The sequence below is a fragment of the Allocoleopsis franciscana PCC 7113 genome (genome assembly GCF_000317515.1).
GTDB lineage: Bacteria > Cyanobacteriota > Cyanobacteriia > Cyanobacteriales > Coleofasciculaceae > Allocoleopsis > Allocoleopsis franciscana.
The window spans coordinates 1,765,162-1,786,121 of record NC_019738.1 but is presented as its reverse complement, the minus strand read 5'-3'; the positions used below and the strand labels follow the sequence as shown (position 1 = coordinate 1,786,121).

Here is a 20,960-nt window from a genome sequence, read left to right as displayed (position 1 = left end):
TCGCCCCGTTCGTAGTGGGCGCTTTAGCGCCAAAACGCTCACCACAAACCCATCAAAATCTAGCTAAACCGTCGTAGGATGCTCAACCGATTACCTCAAAGATTGATCATGAGTCCCTTCAATCACCGCCTCCGCTTGCAACGCGATCGCTCTTAATTCTTCCAAAACTTCCCCCTTCACTTCTTTCCATAACCCTCGTTGATTGGCTTCCAGCAATCGTTCAGCCATATCTCGCAAAACCCAAGGATTCTTTTGTTGGATAAATTCCTGTACCTTTGAGTCGAATAAATATGCCTCGGCTACACCTTGATACATATAGTCTTCTACACAAGTAGTCGTGGCATCGTATGCGAATAAGTAATCAACGGTAGCTGACATTTCAAACGCACCTTTGTAACCGTGCCGCATTACCCCTTCAATCCACTTCGGATTGACAACACGAGAACGATAGACTCGTGCAATTTCTTCTCGGAGTTGCCGAACTTTCGGGTTTTCAGGAATGGAATGATCGCCAAAATAGATGGTGGGATTCTTGCCCGTTAAAGCCCGCACCGCCGCCGTTAAACCCCCTTGGAATTGGTAATAATCATCAGAATCTAGCAAATCGTGTTCCCGGTTATCCTGGTTGTGCAGTACAACTTGCATCTGTTTCAAACGTTGATTAAAGGCTTCAGGTGCGGCTACCCCCCCTAGTCCACCCAGAGGGTTGGAGTCTGCTTTCAAACCCGGAGATCCCCCTAAATCCCCCTTTTTAAGGGGGACTTTGATTGAATTCTCCCCCCTTGTTAAGGAGGGCAGGGGGGGATCTGAATTTTGCGGGGAAGTTTGAAAACACGCCCTAGGGGGGCTACTCGTGTAGGCGTAACTACTCCAATTAATATAAGCGCGGGCGATATCTTGCTCATCTGTCCAATTTTGAGATTCAATTAAACCTTGTAATCCAGCCCCATAAGCACCGGGTTTAGAACCAAAGATCCGATAGCGCGATCGCACATTTGCCTCTTCCTGACTCAACCCTTGGGATAGCCACATCTCGGCTTCTTGCTGAACTTGGGCAGCTAAAGGATTATCCTCCGGCGGTTCAGCCAAAGCGGCAACGGCTGCAACCGCTTGGTCAAATAAACTAATTAAGTTCGGAAAAGCATCGCGGAAAAAGCCAGAAATTCGCAACGTTACATCCACACGAGGACGCCCCAAAACTGACACAGGCAAGATTTCAAAATCCACCACTCGACGCGAAGGATAATCCCAAATGGGTTGAACCCCCAATAAAGCTAATGCCTCCGCTAAATCATCACCGCCAGTACGCATGGTTGAGGTTCCCCAAACTGAGAGTCCTAATGTTTTGGGATATTCACCATTTTCTTGGGTATAGCGTTCAATTAATACTTCAGCCGCCTTTCGTCCCACCGCCCAAGCTGTTTCTGTGGGAATCGCACGAATATCAACGGAATAAAAGTTGCGTCCTGTGGGTAAGACTTCTGGGCGTCCTCGTGTTGGTGCACCAGATGGCCCACTTTCGATATATCGCCCATCCAATCCTCGTAATAACTGGGTAATTTCTTGGTTAGTTTGTTGCAGAGAAGGCAAGAGGCGATCGCATATCCATTCTAATTCTCGTTTGCTTGCCTCTCCTAACCCCCTGCCTACGCTATCCCCCCTTAGTAAGGGGGGGATCTGATTTTGGATCAGTTGTTCTACCAATTCAGCCGCTTGTTGTTCAAGTGCTTCAACCATGTCCCCAATCGTGCGGTAATTATTATCCCCTACTCCTGACAAATCAGCCGTAAGTGGGTCGAAATCCCATCCCAAATCCTCAGCTAAAGCACGAGTTAAACCGATACGATCATGACTTGGATGACGGGCAATCGCTACAATTAAATCTCGCAATTGACGCCCATCGGGACAATGTCCAAAAATATGAAGACCATCTCGAATTTGGGCTTCCTTTAACTCACAAAGGTAGCCATCAATCCGATTTTGAATATTAGAATCTGGGTTTTGGATTTCGTCCGTTTCGATTCCTAAATCTTGGTGGAGATTTTCTTGGATGATCAGTTGAGTAATGCGATCGCTAATCACACCCAATCGCTTCGGATCTAAACTTTGCGCCTCATAATACTCATCCATCAATCCTTCTAACTTTTGCAACGGGCCATACAACTGTGCACGAGTCATCGGCGGTGTCAAGTGGTCAATAATCACCGCTTGCGAACGACGCTTTGCCTGAGACCCCTCACCCGGATCATTCACAATAAACGGATATAAATGAGGCATTGCCCCCAACGCCACCTCTGGATAACACTTACCCGACAGCGCCACACTTTTACCCGGCAACCACTCTAGATTTCCATGCTTCCCCACATGCACCACCGCCTGCATTCCAAAATGCTGCCGCAGCCAATAATAAAACGCCAGATAAGCATGAGTCGGCTCCAAATCCGGCGCATGATAATTCAAACTAGGGTCAACATCATACCCACGCGACGGCTGAATCCCAACAAACACATTCCCCAACTGAATTCCTGAAATAGGGAATGGGACACGAGGATTTTCAGTCCTCTGCTCAAGATTTCCCCAGCGATCGCCTATTCCTTTGTGAACCTCCGCAGGCAACCCCTCAAAATACTCCCCATACTCTTCCCAAGACAACTCCTGCCGCACCAAGCGAAAATCCCGCCCTTCCGGATCATTCGTCACCCCAGCCGTCAGCCGTCCAATCAACTCATCCCCCGTTTCCGGAATATCCTCAACCCGATAACCTGCCTGCTGCAACCCCTTCAGAATCTCCACACAGCTAGCCGGCGTATCCAATCCCACACCATTAGCAAGGCGTCCATCACGATTCGGATAATTAGCCAAAATCAGAGCAATGCGTCGTTCAGGGGGTGGGGTTTGCCGTAATTGTACCCAACTCGCGGCTAAATCAGCGACAAAATTAATCCGACAAGGCACCGGCTCATAAACTACCACATCGGTTTCCAAATCAGGGTTCCAGGATTGCACCGACTTAAACGAAACCGCACGGCTGATGATACGCCCATCCACCTCTGGCAGTGCTACATTCATCGCCGTATCACGGGCTGTAAGTCCCTGAAACTGCGAATCCCACTGTTCCACCGTGCCGCTACTGAAGATAACCTGCAACACGGGCACATCCAGACGCTTCCACAACTCCAACTGAGGGGTTTCCGCGTTCAATTTCGCTAGAGAAAAACTAGTTGTATTCAGTAACAGGTCAATTCCAAAACCCTCTTTGGGCTGAAAATACGTCAACAATTCTGCTTGCACATCTGAGTCACGTAACGAAGAGACAAATATAGGTACAGGTTCCAACTGTCGTTTAGCTAAAGCTTGACAAAGTGCATCAATAGGTGATAAGTTTCCCGCCAAGTAATGAGCACGGTAGAACAGAATCCCAACTTTGGATTTTAGATTTTGGATTTTGGATTTTGGATGAGGAAGGCGAGAGAGAGAATTATCACCCTTGTCCCCCTTGTCCCCCTTGTCCCCCTTCCCAATTCCCCAGGAATAAAGCCCAACACGAGGCACAGGTTTTGGCGCGGGTGGATGATAAGTTTGCTCCAGACAGACATCCGCCACAAATTTAAGGGCGTTTACAAAATTCTCAACGCCCCCTTCCGTGAGATAGCGCCAGACCTGATTCACCACGGTCAGTGATACTGTAGAGTGACTCATGAGATCGGGGTCGGGGCGGTCATCTCCAGGCAACACAATCAAGGCAGCACTCGTTTGCTGCACCGTGTCTAGCACCACTTCTAATCCATAAGACCAGTAGGCACGTCCGCCCAAGACCCGTAAAATAATGATCTGAGCAGACGATAAGACATTTTCTGCATAGGTATCAATTGTGAGTTGCTGCTGCAACTGCAACAGATTGACTACCCGTAGCCCAGGGAAACCCACTGGCAATTGAGATGTTGATGCTGCCAGAGTCTGAATATCTGTGTCCGCTGCTGTAAGGAAAACGATGGGTGCTGCTGACTGTTCAATGAAAATGACGCCTTCGGCTTGAGGGTTCCACCCTCCTGGCGTTGCGGCGATACGGTGCATGGTGTAGTCCTCTGGCTTCGTCGAATGACAAGTGCAATGTGTTATCTCTTGTTTTAGTCTGCGGGTAGAAGCTAATGATAAAGATTGAAGAATATATTACAAGTGGGTCACCGAGTCTCGAATAGCATCAACGAAGGAGAGAAGCGTCACACATAGACGAAAGCAATGCCTATACTGGGTGATCCAAGATTCAGCCGAACGTTGCCATTGGCTATGTTTGAGCGGCTGCAAGACCTATTAAAGCAGATGAAGTCTAGACTCGGTGAGGAAGCTTTACTCCTGACCGACGAGAAGAGTCTATCTAAGAGTGCAACGCCTCCAGAATTTGAGACTCAGCGGTTTGCTGTTCTGCTGTCATTACGATTCAGTGTACTGCTAGTCGGGGAACCACAAGAGCCAGACTCGGTGGCTGGATATGACGGTCAGTCGAGATTGTATCAGGTTGGGTTGACCTTCGAGCCGAAGGCGATCGCCTCCTTCCTCACCCAACTGAGTCGTCATGCTAGCCATCCTCCTATTGCCTTGGATACGCTACATCAATCCCAGACTCGTCTGCGAACCAATGATCCAACCCTTCAGACTGAATTTACACTCTCATTGCTGGAAATCTTGGCTTCTGGCGAAATGAGTGACTCGGCCCATTGCCCTGTAGCCGTTTGTCAGCCCTTGGTTGACGAGGCACTATGCCAACAGATTGAGCAGGAACGACTCCTGAATCAGGTTACCACCCAAATTCGCCAAAGCCTAGAGTTACCGGTCATTCTGGAAACAGCCGTTGAGCAATTGCGAAATTTTCTTCAGGTTGATCGACTGTTAATCTATCAATTTGATGAATTCAATTGTGTCTCTGCCATCTACCCAGATAACATTCCCTCAACACAAGACAAGACAGAATCATTAAATTTACGTCTTACCTCTCAAGGGTCGATCCTTAACTCTACCGTTTACTGGGGTCGTGTTACCTACGAAGCTAAAGCTTCCGATGCAATTTCTTCCGTCCTGAATTTGGTGGAAAAGGAAGATTGTTTACTTCAGGTACCGAATTGCAGAACAAAATATCGCCAAGGGCTAACTTTAAGTATTGATGATGTCGAAGCCGCTTACCCAGATTCTTCTTGCATCTTAGAGCTGATGCGACGTTATCAGGTTCGCGCTAAGTTGGTTACACCCATTATCGTTCAGGAAAAGTTATGGGGTTTACTCATTGCCAACCAGTGTTTTCAGCCGCGCCATTGGCTGGAAAATGAAAAAATATTTCTCAAACAGATTGCAGAACATCTGGCTGTCGCCATTCACCAAGCCCAGTTGTATGCTCAGTTACAGCAGCAAAAAACGACCCTTGAACAACGGGTGATCGAGCGCACACAAGAACTTCGTGATATCTTACAAGCGGCTCAAGCGGCTGATCGAGCTAAGAGTGAATTTCTGGCTACAATGAGTCATGAATTACGGACGCCTTTGACCTGTGTGATTGGAATGTCGGCGACGCTGTTACGCTGGTCTTTTGGTCAAGAAGGTACACAACAAGTTCCTCTGCACAAACAGCGACGCTATTTGAAAACGATTCAAGAGAGTGGGGAACATTTATTAGAGCTAATTAACGATATTTTGGATTTGTCTCAAGTTGAGGCAGGGAAAGCTATTTTGAACATTAGCGAGTTTTCTCTAAATAACTTGGCTCACCAAACAATCAGAACTTTTCAGGAAAAAGCAGACCTTCGCCAACTCAAGTTGGAAATGGATTTGCAAGTTAAATCACAAAGTATGAACGGCACACGGCGGCAGGAAGATCGCTTTTGTGCCGATCAACGCCGGGTTAAGCAAATTCTGTTTAATCTCTTAGGCAATGCCATCAAATTTACTCCCTCAGGGGGTAAGGTGATTCTACGAATCTGGCGAGAGCAGAATTGGGTTGTCTTTCAAGTTGAAGACACGGGTATCGGTATTGCAGAAGAACACATACCCTTACTGTTTCAAAAGTTTCAGCAGTTAGAAACGGTATATCAACGTAACTATGAAGGAACCGGTCTGGGTTTAGCGTTGACGAAACAATTGGTAGAACTCCATGGAGGCCGAATTGAAGTTGAATCTGTAGTGGGTCAGGGTTCTTTTTTTACGGTTTGGTTGCCCAATCAACCTTTAACGTCTTCTACTTCTATGAGAGAAGCTGCTCTTCAAAAGAACAATTTTATTGTTCAAGGCAGTATTGTCTTAGTGGAAGATCAGGAAGAAAGTGCAACATCGATCTGCGAAATTCTCACCGCCGCTGGTTATCATGTGGTTTGGTTGATTGATGGTTCCACAGCCTTCCAGCAGATTGAATTGCTTCAACCCAATGTTGTCATTGTCGATTGGCAATTACGGGGAATGGATGGTTATGAGGTCACCCATTGTCTACGTAACTCCCCTTCTACTCAACAAATCAAAATTCTCGCTTTAACCACGTCCACCATTACTGAAGACCAAGAGGACGAACTTAGTGCTTTTATTGATGATTACTTGCTTAAACCTGTCGAACCTTTACAGTTATTACAGCAAGTGACAGAATTGATGGCAAAGTAGCTCTGATGCGAAAAACTGAGCTAAACTGCGTCAAACTTTATAGATATCTCTTAATTCTTTTTTATTTCTTCATTTAAAAACTCTAATGGGTTCAATCTCAGGTAAAGATTTCTTTTTTTTGGGTAACAACTGATAAATGGCGTTGATCAGTTCTTGAGGATGAGAAAGCTTAGAGAGGTAAGCATCAGCTCCCGACTTATTCCCCTTCATCAATGCCTTAAACTCTTGTTCTTGCCCAGAATACATTAACACCGGCAAATGCTGAGTTTTTTCATTCGACTTCAGGCGTTGACAAACCTCATAGCCATTCATCCGGGGCATCAGAATATCTAAAATTACGAGGACTGGAGAGGTAGATTGAACTCGCTCTAGGGCTTCGATGCCATCATTTGCCACAATGACATCTAGCCCAATCTTTTTGAGCAGTTTGGAGATGATGAGTTGTTGTGTGGGGTCGTCGTCTACAACAAGTGCTAGGCACATAGGTAATTTTCCCTGCTTGTTTTGGTCTTTCCCTCTGTTATCCCTATCACTTAGTTTTTGTGATTTAACGACAAGTCGGTGTGAAGTTTCAATGAAATGATGTGAAGATTCTATGAGTACTACAATCTTTATGCCCATCTCTCAATCCAAGAGACTGACGCTCTTGGGTTGTTGGTCAGCCATTGCACCTGCCTCTATCAGCTTCAGGAGTGTAGGAATATTAAAGTTGTTCAAGGCTTTGCACAACTCTTCAAACTCGGTATATTTCTGCAAGCTATAGGATGTACCTTCACTTAAGCCTAAGATTCGACAAAACTCTGTGTAATCGGTCTCCCAGTGAAGAGCGTTTAGAGATTGAATTAATGTTTTAATTTCTAGATAAGTTAATCCGGTAATTGCATAAGTTGCCATAGTCAGTCTGCGATCCTTTGCGTTAGAGGGAATAGATTAAGGAAGCTCTAAGACCTGTAAGCAAGGATGTACACGTTCACTGTCTCTGCGAGGACTGTGTTGTACTTAACAATTTCAAGTTCTCACGAACCTCCGCCTCCAACAGTGATGGCATCCTATAGCAACTCGTGAAATTAACGCTATTTTTTTGTGACGGCAAATAATTCAGCCCGGTGACGGGATACTGCCAGAGCGTGTGATTTCGATCACTAGTACAGGGTGGCGCAAATAATTATCCAGTTGAAAAAGGTGAAAAAGCTTACTGTACAAGCTTTCTTACCTCCTGCTTTTGCCTCCTGCCTTCTGCCTTCTTGCACTACACCAATGAAAGCGGTTAGAAGCCTTGAACCTCTGGTGCGGCTGAGACTTTATAGACTAAAGTAACCTGAAGTTGAGAGTAGGGTTCTAGGGTGAAATGCCACGTACAGAAGCCATTCTCATCTGGTTGGACGCCGTCTGTCGTTTTTTGGGCAATCACTTCTACCTTCACCTGTTCCAACTCTGAAACGGGTACGCGTTCTGTGGTTTTAATCGTCCTTGACTCTGCTCCAATATTCGAGATAAATAACTCAATCGTGGTTGTGACGGTATTCCACTTGGTGAGATGGTCTTGTTTTCTTTTCTGGGTTGTAGTGCGTTGCACACGCATTGCCCCATCTGGCCCCCATCCCAAGGCAAACTTCTCTCCGGGTGCAATAAATCCGACCGATGTCTTGCCGACAAACTCGGATGAGCGCACTAAATCCACTGGCCCTGCCAGAATGGGGAATTGGGCGGTATTGGTCTGCTCGCTTTTAAGGACAACCTGACAAGACAGTTCTGGCATCAAAACATACTCCACCTCCGCTTCTGAGGAGAAGGAGAAGATGGGAACACGGTAGGGACGACCATCAGAGGGAATCGTCGCTTTACTGGCGGGTCGTAGGTTGCGGACTTCACCGCCGTCATCCACACCCGGTAGCTCAACAGTACCCGGTGTTGCACCTGCACCGAGTCCAGTGGTTTGAATTTTTTGGTCGCGGGTTTCAATGATGATTTGTTTGGATTTTTCCCGCACATTTAACGGGTCATCGGCAAGTAAGGGGGGTTCGGTGCCCAGGGAAGCACGGGCAGTGGAAAAGACTAAATCCACATTCTTCCAATCTTCGCCAGTGCGTTGCCATACACAACCATCGACGCGAAAGGAGAGAGAGGGCTTTTCTTCTAACAGCAAACGGGCTTGGTGCCACGGTCGCCACATGGCATTAGGAACCACGTAGTCGAAAGCAATGGCATACTCTCCTGCTTGATTCACCATTAAATCGGCTTCGATGTGGGCAGTGTAGAGTAGTTCAGGGCTGGACAGGGCGCGGATTCGGGTGCCTAAGTCATTAAGGAGCTCCCTTAACTTTTCCTGATTGTGATAACCGTTTAAAATTTCGGTACGCAGTTCGCGCAACTGCTTAAATAGGGTTTGAAATTGGTCGCGCCAGGATTTCGGGTCGAGTTGTCCCCAAACGGCATCGATGGGGAGTTCCTGCAAACTATGCGCCAAGATGGTGCCGACTTGCTCAAAGGAATACTCTTGATGTTGGCGGTCTTCGGTAAGATGGTTGAAGGTGTTTTGCAGCGATCGCAATTCTGCCAGCAAGCCTTTAATTTCTTCGGATCGTTCCTCTTCCAACACCCGCATCTGGCGGCGAACGCGAACATCGTCTATTCTTGCCCCTGAATAGTCTCCAGTAAACTCGGCACGTAGGGATTTATCAGAAAGTACGGGCGCAACGTTCTCGACTTTAATTCGCCATAATCCTTGTGTTAGGTTAACTTGACCCACTCGCCGCACTAAGGCACGGTCTTCTAGGAGCGTGACTGTAGCTACAGGTGCATCGAGAGTGAGTTGTTGAATGGTGTTTGGCGATTGCCCAATGGCTTGCATCATTAATATTGTTTCCTCTGGATTACAGTTCGTCCTGACTGATGGGGGCTACATTAGCGCAAGAACTATCGAGGAAGAGTTCATCAAAGAGTGATTCCAACTCTTCTAGGGAGGGAATGTCATCGTCCAATTCGGATGCGATATGTGCTGACTCTTGTAAGGTCATGTCGCTAACATTACAGCACTTCGTTAGGGCGATTTCTTGCCGATTCATACCTCCTGATTGATGGCTTAATCCATGAAGGTGTGCTATTAGTGCTGCTCGAATTGGCTCAATTTCTGATATTACTTGCTTAGCCTGATCATCCTTTAAGTTAGAAGGTTGTCGCAATTGTTCAATTAATGATTTGAGGCGGTAAAATACCTGCATTAATAGGTCTTTTAGCTTTTGGTCAATCTTGATCGAACCCTGTTGCTGAATGACTTTTAAACAATCGACTAAGCAAAAGCCCGTTTTATGAATGCTGTTGATATAAAAGCTACTGATGGGTAGCAAGTTAGCTCCGCCAACAATTCCGCAACGTGCAGCGCGGAATAACTCACTCACAATTTCTGGGTCTTCAATCGTACTTTGCAACTTCAACAAATGCTGCTCAATGATAGCAAGATGGTTTTGAGCATCCTCAATGTAATAATCCATGATTTGTTGTAGGTGTTCCGACTGCATAGCGAATGTCCCTAGTAGATGCTCGATTTTTGTTCAACACATTCGGTCAAGTATTTGGGGAAAGTCTCTGTTATTCCCGTCGATTTCCCCCGATTAGCTCACTATCCACAAACGTTTTAATTGTGTACTGTACTGATAGCTTTGTTTGCTCTCCCCCTGGCACTTGTACTCGCCAACGGTAACCTCCGCGAATCGGTATGCCGCGTTCTTGTTGTTCATATTTCTCCCACTCCGGTGAGGCGCGATCAATTTGCACATCAACCTTGGCATCTGCGTCAGGGATGGGAATTCGTTCCCGTACCTCAATTGCCGCGTCTCTGGGTAAACGGTTGGCAATATCAATTTGAATGTTGTGGCGCAGTTCGTTAAAAGCAACAAGGGTTTCACCGGAACGAACTTCCTGATAACTCGTGTTCCGGGCTACTTTGATGGCTTGCTCAACCCCTAGACCTAACTCCATTTGTCCCTTGGGTGGCACTGTAGTAATCTTAGTCGATAAGATATACTCGCCATCCACATACACATCCGCAGGGCCAGCTAGTAGGGGAGCTTGTAAGGGGTTCTTGAGTTGAGCAATGCGGAAGACATTGGTATCCTCGCGGGGTACCACCACATAGCGCAAATCCACATCTGTCGAGTTACTCGTTAGAGCGACAGAATGAAATTCACCATCGGAAGGGACATCGATACGTCCATCAGCGCTGTAGGCATAGTCAAAGGAACCTGCAACCTGTCGCACATTAATTCCACCGGGAGGTAGATTGATATAAATGCAATTGCGTGCATCAATTGCAGCCTGTTGCACTATTGTGAGTACATTGAAACTAACAACGACGTTCCGGCGTTTGAGGATTTCTAAATAGACTTCTTGCCGTTGCTCAATCGACAACTTACCGCGTTGGGTTGGTTCATCGGCGGCTCCCATCCGCATTAAGCTATAGGCGAGGAGATTGGTTAAAGCGTCTTCCTCTTCCCTCACTTGTGCTTGTCGAGACTCGTGGAATGCGGCTGTCTTGGGTCTAGAAGGGGATCGAAATACAGCCGGAGCTGCCGCAGGCATACTTTCAGCGTATCCGCTATACTCGCCTGCGTCGATCATGCCTGGAGACATCAAGGTGATATCAAATTCATCCCGTGGTGCAGAAGGTTCATCGGTTGTTAACTCGACTCGCTGCCGTCTCCTCTGCTGGGAAAAGGAAGCTTTGCGGAGTTCCTGACTTCTCTCAAAGATTTCTTGTGTGTCCAAGGGTGACTGACTCATTTTTTTTGGGACTTGTGTGGCGTCAATTCCCTGATGTTTCAGAACTTCTACAGCCAAATTGGGTAACGGTGGCACGCTTGGGGAAGGGATATCCGTGAGGACGGAGTGCACAGATACAGCAGAAATCGCTACCTGTTTCTGCCGATCAAAATCCTCAAACAAAATCTCAGCACCAACCGGAGGAAGACGCCAGCCCGATGTTTTTAACCTGGGTTGAGCGCGTCCAAGCCGTAGAGAGGGCAATTCGGGCAACTCACACCATGACAGGGGTTCAGCCGTCGAAAGTTCCAAGCTGACTCCCGACCAATCTTCACCCGTGCGCTGACAAATTAAGGCTCGTACTGCTACTGTTGCCTGATTTCCCGTACTATCCAAACGGCAAATATAAGTCGGTGTCCAACGTGCGCCTGGGACAAAATACTCTACAACTAACCTTTGCCCTGCAAGGGTACTGGGTTCACCCTCGTTACTTAACCGAACAACGACTGTCTTGCGAAGCTCATGGGGGCGAACCTCTTTAGCATTAGAAGCACGAGCCTGTTTTTGCAGTAAGTCGTCGAGATGTTCTTGCGCTTGGCGTAACTTTTCCGTCGTTTCGCGCTTTTCTGTGATGCGGGCACGAACTTGTTCATCCTTAAAGTTCGTCAAGGCGAGTCTAGCCGTCAGAGGCGAAGGCGGGGGAGCTTTCCCTTCTTCCCCATCGGGGCGTTCTGGTACATCTAGTTGATAGAGGATGGCGATTTCATTTTCAATTAAAGCGATCGCATCCTCAAGCTGTTGTACCTCAGCCTTCGCTTCCCGCACCTCCTCATCGGTTGGTGAATTTTGTACGGCTTGGCGTGGGGGAACCGCTAAACCAATCCGAACATCAGTGGCAATTGCCGTACTCGCGCCCAATGCAGATTCCACACGCACCCGAACGCTGCTATCATCCAGTGCTAGCGGTAATCCCGCCATTTCAACCTGTTCTGGGATTTCGCCTGCGTCTAGCTGTAAGTCAGCGACACGAGTAACCGTTGCACCTGCTGCATAGACTTTTACTTTGTCAATTCTGGAAGTCAGTGGTTCGTAGACGCTTGGCGTCTTATCGTCAGACATTACCATATTCTTCAGGGCTTAATGGATGACGTTTTCAAGCCTCTATTTCTATATCTCTTGAGAGAACAGAGGATATGCAAAAAATTTGCAGTAACTTGAGCCGTGATGCTCCCTGGAGTGCCAACTCGCTACTCTGTGTTTTCTTAACTCCTCTATCCGATTGAGATTCTCCTAACTCTGCCTTAAAAAGGGGACTTTGACCGACTTTTTCCCACTTCTTAACCGAAACTTTAATTAGGAGGACTGGGGGCACGAAGGAGTGGAAAATACGCCCTAGGGTTAAAATTGCTTGGCACTGTCCCTAATCCCTTCCAATCTCTAGTATGGTAGCGAATTCTAATAATCTAATTCCAAGTTTTTTGAAGGGTTTAATTGTTTCTTGTCAAGCCCCTATTGACTCACCTTTACACGACCCCTTGGTGATTGCCGCTATGGCACAGGCGTCTGTAAATCAGGGTGCTGTCGCCGTTCGGATTGATACTCCAGCTCATGTTCAGGCAGTACGTCGGCAATGTCCAAAGACTCCAATTATTGGGTTATGGAAACAGCAGTTACCAGGGTTTGACGTTTATATTACTCCTCAGTTTCACCATGCAGAAGCGATCGCATCGGCGGGTGCGGATATCATTGCGATTGATGCGACATTACGTCAACGCCCTGGTGGAGAAACGATTGAGACGATAATTGAGCGTATTCACGATGAACTGGGTAAGCTGGTGATGGCAGATGTGGATACGATTGAAAGTGCGATCGCATCCCAAAAAGCAGGTGCTGATATCGTCGGTACCACTCTCTACGGCTACACGGCTCAAACTCAACACCTCTCTCCCCCTGGCTTTGACTTGCTCAGTCAGATCGTAGAGCAGTTGGATGTTCCCGTCATTTGTGAGGGCGGTATTGCCTCACCCCAAATGGCTCAAGAAGCCTTGAAACGAGGAGCCTATGCTGTTGTGGTGGGTACAGCGATTACTGGGATTGATTTGCAAGTCAAAGCTTATCAAAAAGCGATCATTGATGTCTCACCTGCCCCATAACTAAGGAAATTGCCGACTTTTACCGATACGCCAGAGAATAATTCCTATATGGGATGATGTACGTAAACACCCATTGGCGTTTGCGGTTTTTCAATGCAAAAAAAGACCAAGTTAATTAGCGCAATCCTTGCCAGTACCGCACTGTTGTTGACTCTTGCCCCTCAAGGTGAGCCAATGGCTCAAGAGGCACCCCTATCCATATTTCTCCTTCGACGACCGTGTGTTAATACAGGAATCGGTAACTGGTTGCGTCGGACTGAAGATGTTTCTGTCGGTAAAGCGGTTTACACATCAAGACTGTTTATGGGGCCGGGTAATCGTGCTGCCTCAATGACTTGTAGGCTTCAACCCAATGATGGAGGAGTCATCTTTCAACGACTGAAGTTATCGTTCGGGATGCGCGACAATGACAAAGGTAGTCCTTCAGTGAATGTTAACGTTTATTTGGATGGACAAAGGGCTGAAGCGAGAACTGTTTCTCCAGGACAAGGAGAAGTTGTAACGTTAGATGTCACGCCCACCAGTAACGTGGCGATTGAAACGGTTTGTTCTAATCAATCCAGATATTGCGATCGGGTTTATTTCTGGGAAGCAGAGCTAGAATATCCACCTATTCCTCAAAAATAAAGAGCGCTATTGCAATCACAAAGATAACGAGTAGTTTGTAGGGGCACGACATGTCGTGCCCTTATCCTGTGGTATATGCCACTGTAGGTGCTGGCAGAGCTACGATCACTTCAATAAGCCCTGGATAGCGGAAACCATCCAAAATCCATAATCTACAATCCAATGTCCCATCTCGACACAGCCATTTTTACCAATCCGGTTAGCACTGAATACACACTTACCCTAGACGGTAACCCCTTAAGTGTTGCGCCGATGATGGATCGCACCGATCGCCACTTTCGCTATTTCATGCGGCAAATCACCCAGCGCACCCTACTCTATACCGAGATGGTCACCAGTGCGGCAATTCTACATGGCGACAAAGAACATCTACTCGGTTTCTCCCCGGAAGAAAAACCCCTAGCGCTTCAAGTCGGGGGCGATAACTCTGAAGAATTAGCGGAATGTGCGCGAATTGCCGAGAATATGGGCTACGACGAGATTAACCTCAATGTCGGTTGTCCAAGCGATCGCGTACAAAATGGCAACTTTGGGGCTTGCCTGATGGCGCAACCGGAACGGGTAGCAAAGGCTGTAGAAGCGATGATTGAGGCGGTGAATATCCCTGTTACGGTCAAGCATCGCATTGGGATTGATGAGTGCGATCGCTATGAGGATATGGTTAACTTTGTCCGTATTGTCTCGGATGCAGGCTGTCAGCGTTTTACTGTGCACGCCCGCAAGGCTTGGCTTCAGGGTTTAAGCCCCAAGGAAAATCGGGATATTCCCCCTTTGCGTTATGGTGATGTGCATCGTCTCAAGCAAGAATTTCCTCATTTATTCGTTGAAATTAACGGGGGATTCACTAATTTACAACAGGTGAAAGAACAGCTAAAACTTGTGGATGCGGTGATGATTGGACGTGCGGCTTACGACAATCCTTACTTGTTTGCAACGGCTGATTCTGAGATTTACGGTGAGGAAGGTACACCTTTAACTCGTCATGAAGTCGCTGAAGTGATGTGTTCCTATATTGATTTGTGGGTAGCAAAGGGACTGAAGCTGAATAAAATTACCCGACACATGCTGCAATTGTTTTCAGGACAACCGGGAAGTAGAGCTTGGAAGCGTCATTTAACGGAAAATTCGTGTATTCTTGGCGCAGGTTCTGAGGTGGTGCGCGAAGCTTTGATGAAAGTGTCTGAATCTGCGGCAGTGGTGAGTGTGATTTGAGGGGGATGGGGTTGGATATTGCCTCAATATATGATTCTGTGGCATCCAAAAGTTTCTATTTTATGTCGCATCCGTTAGTCTCGTAATATTTTTTTTAACGCAGAGGGAACAGAGGAAGGCGCAGAGGAACGCAGAGTTTTTGGAGTAGAATTTTTGTTGAGTCCTAGGCAATTTTTGGATGTGGGTGACATTAAATTCATGCTGTACAGCAGAATGATTAAAACATTGGCGGTACCGTTAATCCTTTGAGCGACACTTGCTCTTCCTGTTGCGTCAAGCCCTTACTCTGAAGTAGAACACCAAAGCCTCCGAGTCCCATCGGGTCCATCAATTGATGTAAAATCTGACGACGCTGCATGAGTTTCATCACATCTTGCCCCTTTGCGATCGCATTTCCCCGATCGCTATCCCTGGCAGAAAGTGCCCCAATGCGATCGCCTAATCCCAATGCCATTAAAAACAACCCCTGCTGAGTGAATCCTACCTTACGCAAACCGCACAACTCTCCTTGATATTCTAGGGCGGTAAAGTTGACATGGGCAGTAATATCCTGCTGTCCAATATACAAATAAGGGTTGTCATGATGCTGATGCTGGTAATAACATTGCAACGTCCCTTGATGACGCGCTGGCTGATAATAGCGATCAGCCGAATAACCATAATCAATGGTTAATAAAAATCCTCGTTTTAGTCGATTTGCAACAGTATTTAACCAGTCTAAAGCGGCGAAATTAACTTCGGTGCGATAACCTTCCGGGTAGGCATCTGATAATAAGTCAATACCGATGAATTCAAAATATTCGGTTATTCTAGATGTTGATAGACTATCTGTGACTTCAATAAAGTTAATCTTAGATGAGGCTTGCGAATCTAAGGCTAAGCTATCAGTACCCGTATTCGCTGTTGTTAGATAAATTTCCTTGATTTGCCCCCCTTCAATTACAACCTGATGCACAGGAAAGGCATCGATTAGCTCATTGGAGAAACAGCAACCTGTAATTGAATTTTCGGGTATTTCTTCTAACGAACACCATTGTAAAGGTAACGCTTTATCCCCTATTTTTAACCGATGTAGCTGTTGTTGTTGCTGATAAATTAGTCCTGCTGCTTTTTCAATAATGATGTACTCTAACGCCTTAAAACAATCTGGGTAATGCCGATGCAGGTAATACAAGACATCTGCCGCCAACAACCCTTGACCTGCTCCCATTTCCATTAAGGTAAAAGGCATTGGGTGCCCTAAAATATCCCACATTTGGGCAAACTGCTCAGCCAATAACTCCCCAAAATCTCTACTTAAGTGAGGTGAGGTAAAAAAGTCACCCTCTGAGCCAATATTGACGGCACCTGTTGCGTAATAACCCTGTTCTGGGTGATAAAGTGCCAAGTCCATGTAATCCGCAAAGGTAATTCGCTGGTTGGGTTCAGTGGTAATTTTATTGGCAATTATATTTCGCAGGAGTTGGTCAGTAGTCATATTAATTCCAAATTAAAATATACAAAACCCGCCTAACAAAATGCTGTCTTAGGACGGGTTTCAACTGTTGATTTATCGACTGATTTTCAACATAGCCAGGTAAAATTTCACCTGACTAAAGACAACGTTTTACTGTTTTTTGAGAAATGCTTCTACCTCTTGCGCTGTAGGTTGAGCCGCGATCGCACCCGGTTTCAAGGTCGTCAGTGCCCCTACTGCACTAGCATATTTCACAACATTCTTCGCTGATTCAGCATCAACAAGGCTCTTCAGCCCATGTTGACACAACTGATGAACAAACCCGGCGACAAAACTATCTCCAGCACCCGTTGTATCCTTGGCAGCCATGGAAAAAGCTGGAATATTATCTTCATGGTCACTTAAGCAGTAGGCACAGCCTTTATCTCCATCCGTGACTAAAACGCCTTCGACTGAACCAAGACGATGGGTAATCGCACCCGCATCTGTAGTATCAAAGAATAACTCCGCTTCTTCCTTGGCAATCTTGAGAAAATCGACTTTGTGCAACATCTCCTGAACCAGTGGCTTAGCCTCGCTAGGGTCGGGCCAGAACATGGGACGCCAGTTGATATCCACTAATACTTTGACATCATACAGTTCTGCAAAGTGTAGGGCTTTTTGAATCGCTTCTCGTGTTTGAGGATAAGCTAACTCCAACGTTCCTAACACTAAAAAATCAGCGGCTTCAAATAAGGACTCCGGTAACTTGGATGATTGGAGGAAGGCGTCGGCAAATTTCGAGGTATCCAGTTCGCCAAACCCGGCAAACTCGCGCTCTCCCTGCTCAGAACGCACGACGTAAACTTGTCGCGTGGGTGCCGTTGGATGGCGCTGAAGGCCGGTGCTATCCACCCCAACGTCCTGCAATAGCTGAACTAAATCGTCTCCGGCTTTATCTTGCCCCACACAACCGATAAAGCCCGCAGGGGTGCCTAGTTTCACTAAGGCACAGGCAACATTGGCTGGAGCACCTCCTGGATAAGGAGTCCAAGATTCAACGTTTTCAAGCGATCGCCCTAGCTGATCGGCTAGAAGATCAAACAATATTTCACCCAGGCAGAGTACACGAGGATTGGTCACGGCTGCATACATCTCGACTGCTTTCAGACTACCAGAGGCGTGACGATCTTCTGCTTTCTATCCTGCTTCCTTCATCTTTAGAGGGAAATTTCTCATACACCCAGTTAATCTTTTAGAAAAAAATAGATATTTTTACTCATGTATATATACTTAATAAATCAAGGAATTTTTCTCCTTGCGTCGGGGCGAATCCTCACTAGGCAAGCTTAACAGCCTCATCACCCTAATAAGGAGTTGAACTGGAAGCTCTTACCTCAGAGGTTTGAATCAATTCCTTGGCTGGAGTCTCTCTCAGGTAGTCTCAATCAACGATCTTCTAAAATGGTAAGTAGATATACCAAGGGCAAAATACCTATGGCTGGTGGCGAGTCATACACCCCCGCGTCTCTGAGCGATCGCGAAGTACAAATCATCGAACTAGTAGCCGCTGGTTTAACCAATCAGGAGATTGCCCAGCAGCTAGAAATTAGTAAGCGCACGGTCGATAATCACATTAGTAACATCCTGACCAAGACATCGACCGATAACCGGGTAGCATTGGTCCGTTGGGCTTTACAGTGGGGCAAAGTTTGTATAAACGATGTCAACTGCTGTCCCTTGCCCACACCGAGTGATCAAGCGCTTTCTTAGCTGGTGGCTTCATGTCGTGCGTAAAGTATTGGCGGTTTGCTTCGTTTAGGCATTGAGTGGTTGTGGCGATTCTCTCTGAGGCTACATGGCTTCAGAGGATTCCTTGACAGCATTCACTCCACGTCTTGGTGCAAATCTTAACAGCTCCGCAGTGTTAACCTTTCCTGACCTAATCCTGAGTAAGCACCGATGGCACCGCCTAATATAATTTTCGATACAAAAATGGTGCATACTGTGCCATTAAAAAGCTTCAGAGCTACCCATTAAATAGGGCTGGGTTTATTCATCGTCCGAGCAACTCACCTTAGGGGGTACGGGATCGTATCCTCCTGGATGGAAGGGATGACAGCGCAAGATTCTCTGAATCGCTAGCCAGCTACCATGCCAAGTCCCAAATCGTTCGATGGCTTGGATTGCATAGCTCGAACACGTCGGCTGAAAGCGGCAAACAGGTGGAAAGAGGGGAGAAATAAAACGGCGGTAGCCCCGGATTAGCCAAATGAGTAAGATTTTCATGCTGGGCACCAAATCTCGATACAGTGATAAAGAGGTTGTAATTTCTCTTTCAAGAAGTCCTTGTTTCAATCTATACCCTGGTTAGAATCAAATTCAGAATTATGGCTCCAAATTAGTATTGTTGGACTCGGCTTAGGAGCCATTGTGTTATTTGCAGAGACCCTACATCGCCTTACTGGCAACAGTTCAGAACTGGCGCGTAAGGTCGTCCATATCGGCACCGGCAATGTGATTTTGGTGGCTTGGTGGCTGCAAATCCCGGCTTGGGTGGGCATCTCGGCTTCAATTATCGCCAGTCTGATAGCGCTTTTGTCTTATTACATCCCTATCCTGCCCGGTATTAACAGCGTCGGGCGCAAAAGCTTGGGCACATTCTTTTATGCCATTAGTATTGGCGTCCTTGTCGCTTGGTTTTGGCCACTCCAGCAATTCCATTATGCCGCTGTGGGTATTTTGGTGATGGCCTGGGGTGATGGACTCGCTGGACTGATCGGTCAGAAGTTTGGTCAACATCCCTATGAAGTCTGGGGGATGAAAAAAAGCTGGGAAGGCTCTTTGACCATGGCTCTGGTAAGCTATGCCGTTAGTTGCTTGATTCTGTTGAGTGTCCAGGGAAACGTTTGGCAAACTTGGTTGGTGCCCGTGGCGATCGCGATTGTAGCCACGGCTTTAGAATCCGTCTCCAAGCTGGGTATTGATAATCTCACCGTTCCTTTGGGGAGTGCAGCGCTGGGTTATTACTTGAGCCAGCTTCTTCCCTTGGGCAGTTGATGCATTAGAGTATTTTGGGTTTTTCATACTCAGCCAAAGTACTGAATTTCTCTTTGGGTTTTCAGCCATTTTGCTGAAGTTGGATGGTGGAACTCCCCACTATACTCAAAACTATATAGTTTGATACCGACTCTCTCCCCTACGCCACTTAATTTGGAGAGATTTAACGGCATACAGCACTAGCAACGCTGATCACCTTAAATCCCAAACCGACGAATAGTCTTAATGAATATTAGGATAAATTTTTCTTTTAGATTATGTACTATCTTTAAGATAGGTGAAGATATATTACCAGAATTGACTGATAACCGCAGCAACATATCCCGAACGATAGACGCCTGATGACTTTCTTCAATCCCACAGAACCCATTCTCCGGAACAAGCAAGAATCACTCGATTATCAAGACCGTCAAGGGCTGTTACGTATTCACATCGGAATTGGAGATAAGACTCTAATTTCCGCTTTTTACACTCGAATTGACCAAGTTTTTATCCTTTGGGGTCTGATTTCAGGTGTTATTTTTATTACGGCTCAATTTCTTCCCATTAGCTGGATGATTCAAGCTGTAATTTGGACAGTCCTCACCCTGATTGGGACGAGTGTGATGGTGTTCTTGACTCACTTTTGGGTCAAGGTCGAGCGCTTACGATGGGTGCTGTATTGTTGGGTCAGCCTAATGCTAGGAGGTCTTGTTGTAACGGATTTGAGTATCTTCTTGGGTTGGGGAGAAGTCTTAATGCGTCTGTGTCCGCTGTGGTTAGGGTTAAGCGCCCTTGGTTACTTTTGTACGGGAGTAGGGATGCGATCGCGTGCCTTTATCCTGGCTGGACTTGTTCACCTGGGCGGGATTACGGCTTTACCCTATACAGGTAGTTTGCAGTTTCTCTCCACCGGCCTCATAATGGCGGTCAGCTTATTGATGTTTGCCGAAGTCCAGTGGGATATGCGACCCCCGATTGAGTACAACCTATTAACGTTAGAACAAAAACAATTCAATCAGAAACAGTACCAACTTCGGCAGTTGTCCTTGTGATTTTCAAGGCAGCTCACATTGATCCCGTCTAGCTGTCTGCTCGAA

At 46.7% G+C, this 20,960-nt stretch carries 16 protein-coding genes; 7 read left to right on the top strand and 9 right to left on the bottom strand.

Annotated elements, in window-relative coordinates:
- Positions 1 to 90 precede the first annotated feature (90 nt).
- Complete coding sequence (gene cobN, locus MIC7113_RS07460) at positions 91 to 4,074, bottom strand: cobaltochelatase subunit CobN (RefSeq protein WP_015181566.1); 3,984 nt, start codon at positions 4,072 to 4,074, stop codon at positions 91 to 93.
- A gap of 165 nt (positions 4,075 to 4,239) precedes the next feature.
- Here cobN and MIC7113_RS07455 point away from each other — a divergent pair, with 165 nt between their 5' ends.
- Positions 4,240 to 6,636, top strand: coding sequence for a hybrid sensor histidine kinase/response regulator (locus MIC7113_RS07455; RefSeq protein WP_041779935.1), 2,397 nt, complete (start codon positions 4,240 to 4,242; stop codon positions 6,634 to 6,636).
- A gap of 69 nt (positions 6,637 to 6,705) precedes the next feature.
- On the opposite strand, the gene MIC7113_RS07450 is transcribed toward MIC7113_RS07455, so the two are convergent.
- The 5 genes from MIC7113_RS07450 to MIC7113_RS07430 all read right to left on the bottom strand — a co-directional run bounded on the left by MIC7113_RS07450 (position 6,706) and on the right by MIC7113_RS07430 (position 12,513).
- Positions 6,706 to 7,119 carry a response regulator gene (locus MIC7113_RS07450; protein ID WP_051055610.1) on the bottom strand — a complete coding sequence of 138 codons (414 nt, stop codon included), beginning with the start codon at positions 7,117 to 7,119 and terminating at the stop codon, positions 6,706 to 6,708.
- Positions 7,120 to 7,260: 141 nt separating this feature from the next.
- Complete coding sequence (locus tag MIC7113_RS07445; protein WP_015181563.1) at positions 7,261 to 7,530, bottom strand: hypothetical protein; 270 nt, start codon at positions 7,528 to 7,530, stop codon at positions 7,261 to 7,263.
- 373 nt (positions 7,531 to 7,903) lie between these two features.
- On the bottom strand, positions 7,904 to 9,490 hold the full coding sequence (locus tag MIC7113_RS07440; RefSeq protein WP_015181562.1) for a mucoidy inhibitor MuiA family protein: 1,587 nt from the start codon (positions 9,488 to 9,490) through the stop codon (positions 7,904 to 7,906).
- A 19-nt stretch (positions 9,491 to 9,509) separates the two neighbouring features.
- Positions 9,510 to 10,154: a hypothetical protein gene (locus MIC7113_RS07435; protein ID WP_015181561.1), complete on the bottom strand. Its 645-nt coding sequence runs from the start codon at positions 10,152 to 10,154 to the stop codon at positions 9,510 to 9,512.
- Positions 10,155 to 10,224: 70 nt separating this feature from the next.
- The gene (locus MIC7113_RS07430; protein WP_155897957.1) at positions 10,225 to 12,513 is read right to left on the bottom strand and encodes a mucoidy inhibitor MuiA family protein; all 2,289 of its coding nucleotides are present in this window, start codon (positions 12,511 to 12,513) and stop codon (positions 10,225 to 10,227) included.
- Positions 12,514 to 12,836: 323 nt separating this feature from the next.
- On the opposite strand from MIC7113_RS07430, the gene MIC7113_RS07420 reads away from it, so the two are divergent.
- From MIC7113_RS07420 to dusA, 3 genes are all read left to right on the top strand, one after another.
- A complete protein-coding gene (locus MIC7113_RS07420; protein WP_015181559.1) occupies positions 12,837 to 13,547 on the top strand; it encodes an N-acetylmannosamine-6-phosphate 2-epimerase in 711 nt (236 codons plus the stop codon).
- A 93-nt stretch (positions 13,548 to 13,640) separates the two neighbouring features.
- The gene (locus MIC7113_RS07415; RefSeq protein WP_015181558.1) at positions 13,641 to 14,174 is read left to right on the top strand and encodes a hypothetical protein; all 534 of its coding nucleotides are present in this window, start codon (positions 13,641 to 13,643) and stop codon (positions 14,172 to 14,174) included.
- 162 nt (positions 14,175 to 14,336) lie between these two features.
- Positions 14,337 to 15,386, top strand: a complete 1,050-nt coding sequence (gene dusA, locus MIC7113_RS07410) for a tRNA dihydrouridine(20/20a) synthase DusA (RefSeq protein WP_015181557.1) — start codon at positions 14,337 to 14,339, stop codon at positions 15,384 to 15,386.
- 217 nt (positions 15,387 to 15,603) lie between these two features.
- On the opposite strand, the gene MIC7113_RS07405 is transcribed toward dusA, so the two are convergent.
- On the bottom strand, positions 15,604 to 16,863 hold the full coding sequence (locus MIC7113_RS07405) for a class I SAM-dependent methyltransferase (RefSeq protein ID WP_015181556.1): 1,260 nt from the start codon (positions 16,861 to 16,863) through the stop codon (positions 15,604 to 15,606).
- A gap of 129 nt (positions 16,864 to 16,992) precedes the next feature.
- The gene (locus tag MIC7113_RS07400) at positions 16,993 to 17,976 is read right to left on the bottom strand and encodes a carbohydrate kinase family protein (protein WP_015181555.1); all 984 of its coding nucleotides are present in this window, start codon (positions 17,974 to 17,976) and stop codon (positions 16,993 to 16,995) included.
- Between the two features lie 342 nt (positions 17,977 to 18,318).
- On the opposite strand from MIC7113_RS07400, the gene pedR reads away from it, so the two are divergent.
- Positions 18,319 to 18,594: a photosynthetic electron transport-dependent transcriptional regulator PedR gene (gene pedR / locus MIC7113_RS07395; RefSeq protein ID WP_015181554.1), complete on the top strand. Its 276-nt coding sequence runs from the start codon at positions 18,319 to 18,321 to the stop codon at positions 18,592 to 18,594.
- Positions 18,595 to 18,873: 279 nt separating this feature from the next.
- Here the strand turns inward: pedR and yidD are convergent, their stop codons facing one another.
- Positions 18,874 to 19,110, bottom strand: a complete 237-nt coding sequence (gene yidD / locus MIC7113_RS07390) for a membrane protein insertion efficiency factor YidD (RefSeq protein WP_015181553.1) — start codon at positions 19,108 to 19,110, stop codon at positions 18,874 to 18,876.
- 60 nt (positions 19,111 to 19,170) lie between these two features.
- Here yidD and MIC7113_RS07385 point away from each other — a divergent pair, with 60 nt between their 5' ends.
- Both MIC7113_RS07385 and MIC7113_RS07380 read left to right on the top strand, forming a co-directional pair.
- Entirely contained in the window at positions 19,171 to 19,881 is a 711-nt protein-coding gene (locus tag MIC7113_RS07385; protein ID WP_015181552.1) for a diacylglycerol/polyprenol kinase family protein, read from the top strand.
- Between the two features lie 341 nt (positions 19,882 to 20,222).
- A complete protein-coding gene (locus MIC7113_RS07380) occupies positions 20,223 to 20,915 on the top strand; it encodes a hypothetical protein (RefSeq protein WP_015181551.1) in 693 nt (230 codons plus the stop codon).
- The last annotated feature ends 45 nt before the right edge of the window (positions 20,916 to 20,960 follow it).

Excerpts from the sequence above, each read along its gene's own strand:
- dusA (WP_015181557.1), top strand. The coding sequence starts at position 14,337 with ATGTCCCATCTCGACACAGCCATTTTTACCAATCCGGTTAGCACTGAA.
- MIC7113_RS07420 (WP_015181559.1), top strand. The coding sequence starts at position 12,837 with ATGGTAGCGAATTCTAATAATCTAATTCCAAGTTTTTTGAAGGGTTTA.
- MIC7113_RS07430 (WP_155897957.1), bottom strand. The coding sequence starts at position 12,513 with ATGTCTGACGATAAGACGCCAAGCGTCTACGAACCACTGACTTCCAGA.
- pedR (WP_015181554.1), top strand. The coding sequence starts at position 18,319 with ATGGCTGGTGGCGAGTCATACACCCCCGCGTCTCTGAGCGATCGCGAA.
- MIC7113_RS07440 (WP_015181562.1), bottom strand. The coding sequence starts at position 9,490 with ATGATGCAAGCCATTGGGCAATCGCCAAACACCATTCAACAACTCACT.
- yidD (WP_015181553.1), bottom strand. The coding sequence starts at position 19,110 with ATGAAAATCTTACTCATTTGGCTAATCCGGGGCTACCGCCGTTTTATT.
- MIC7113_RS07455 (WP_041779935.1), top strand. The coding sequence starts at position 4,240 with ATGCCTATACTGGGTGATCCAAGATTCAGCCGAACGTTGCCATTGGCT.
- MIC7113_RS07400 (WP_015181555.1), bottom strand. The coding sequence starts at position 17,976 with ATGTATGCAGCCGTGACCAATCCTCGTGTACTCTGCCTGGGTGAAATA.
- MIC7113_RS07380 (WP_015181551.1), top strand. The coding sequence starts at position 20,223 with ATGACTTTCTTCAATCCCACAGAACCCATTCTCCGGAACAAGCAAGAA.
- MIC7113_RS07445 (WP_015181563.1), bottom strand. The coding sequence starts at position 7,530 with ATGGCAACTTATGCAATTACCGGATTAACTTATCTAGAAATTAAAACA.
- MIC7113_RS07435 (WP_015181561.1), bottom strand. The coding sequence starts at position 10,154 with ATGCAGTCGGAACACCTACAACAAATCATGGATTATTACATTGAGGAT.
- cobN (WP_015181566.1), bottom strand. The coding sequence starts at position 4,074 with ATGCACCGTATCGCCGCAACGCCAGGAGGGTGGAACCCTCAAGCCGAA.
- MIC7113_RS07415 (WP_015181558.1), top strand. The coding sequence starts at position 13,641 with ATGCAAAAAAAGACCAAGTTAATTAGCGCAATCCTTGCCAGTACCGCA.
- MIC7113_RS07450 (WP_051055610.1), bottom strand. The coding sequence starts at position 7,119 with ATGTGCCTAGCACTTGTTGTAGACGACGACCCCACACAACAACTCATC.
- MIC7113_RS07405 (WP_015181556.1), bottom strand. The coding sequence starts at position 16,863 with ATGACTACTGACCAACTCCTGCGAAATATAATTGCCAATAAAATTACC.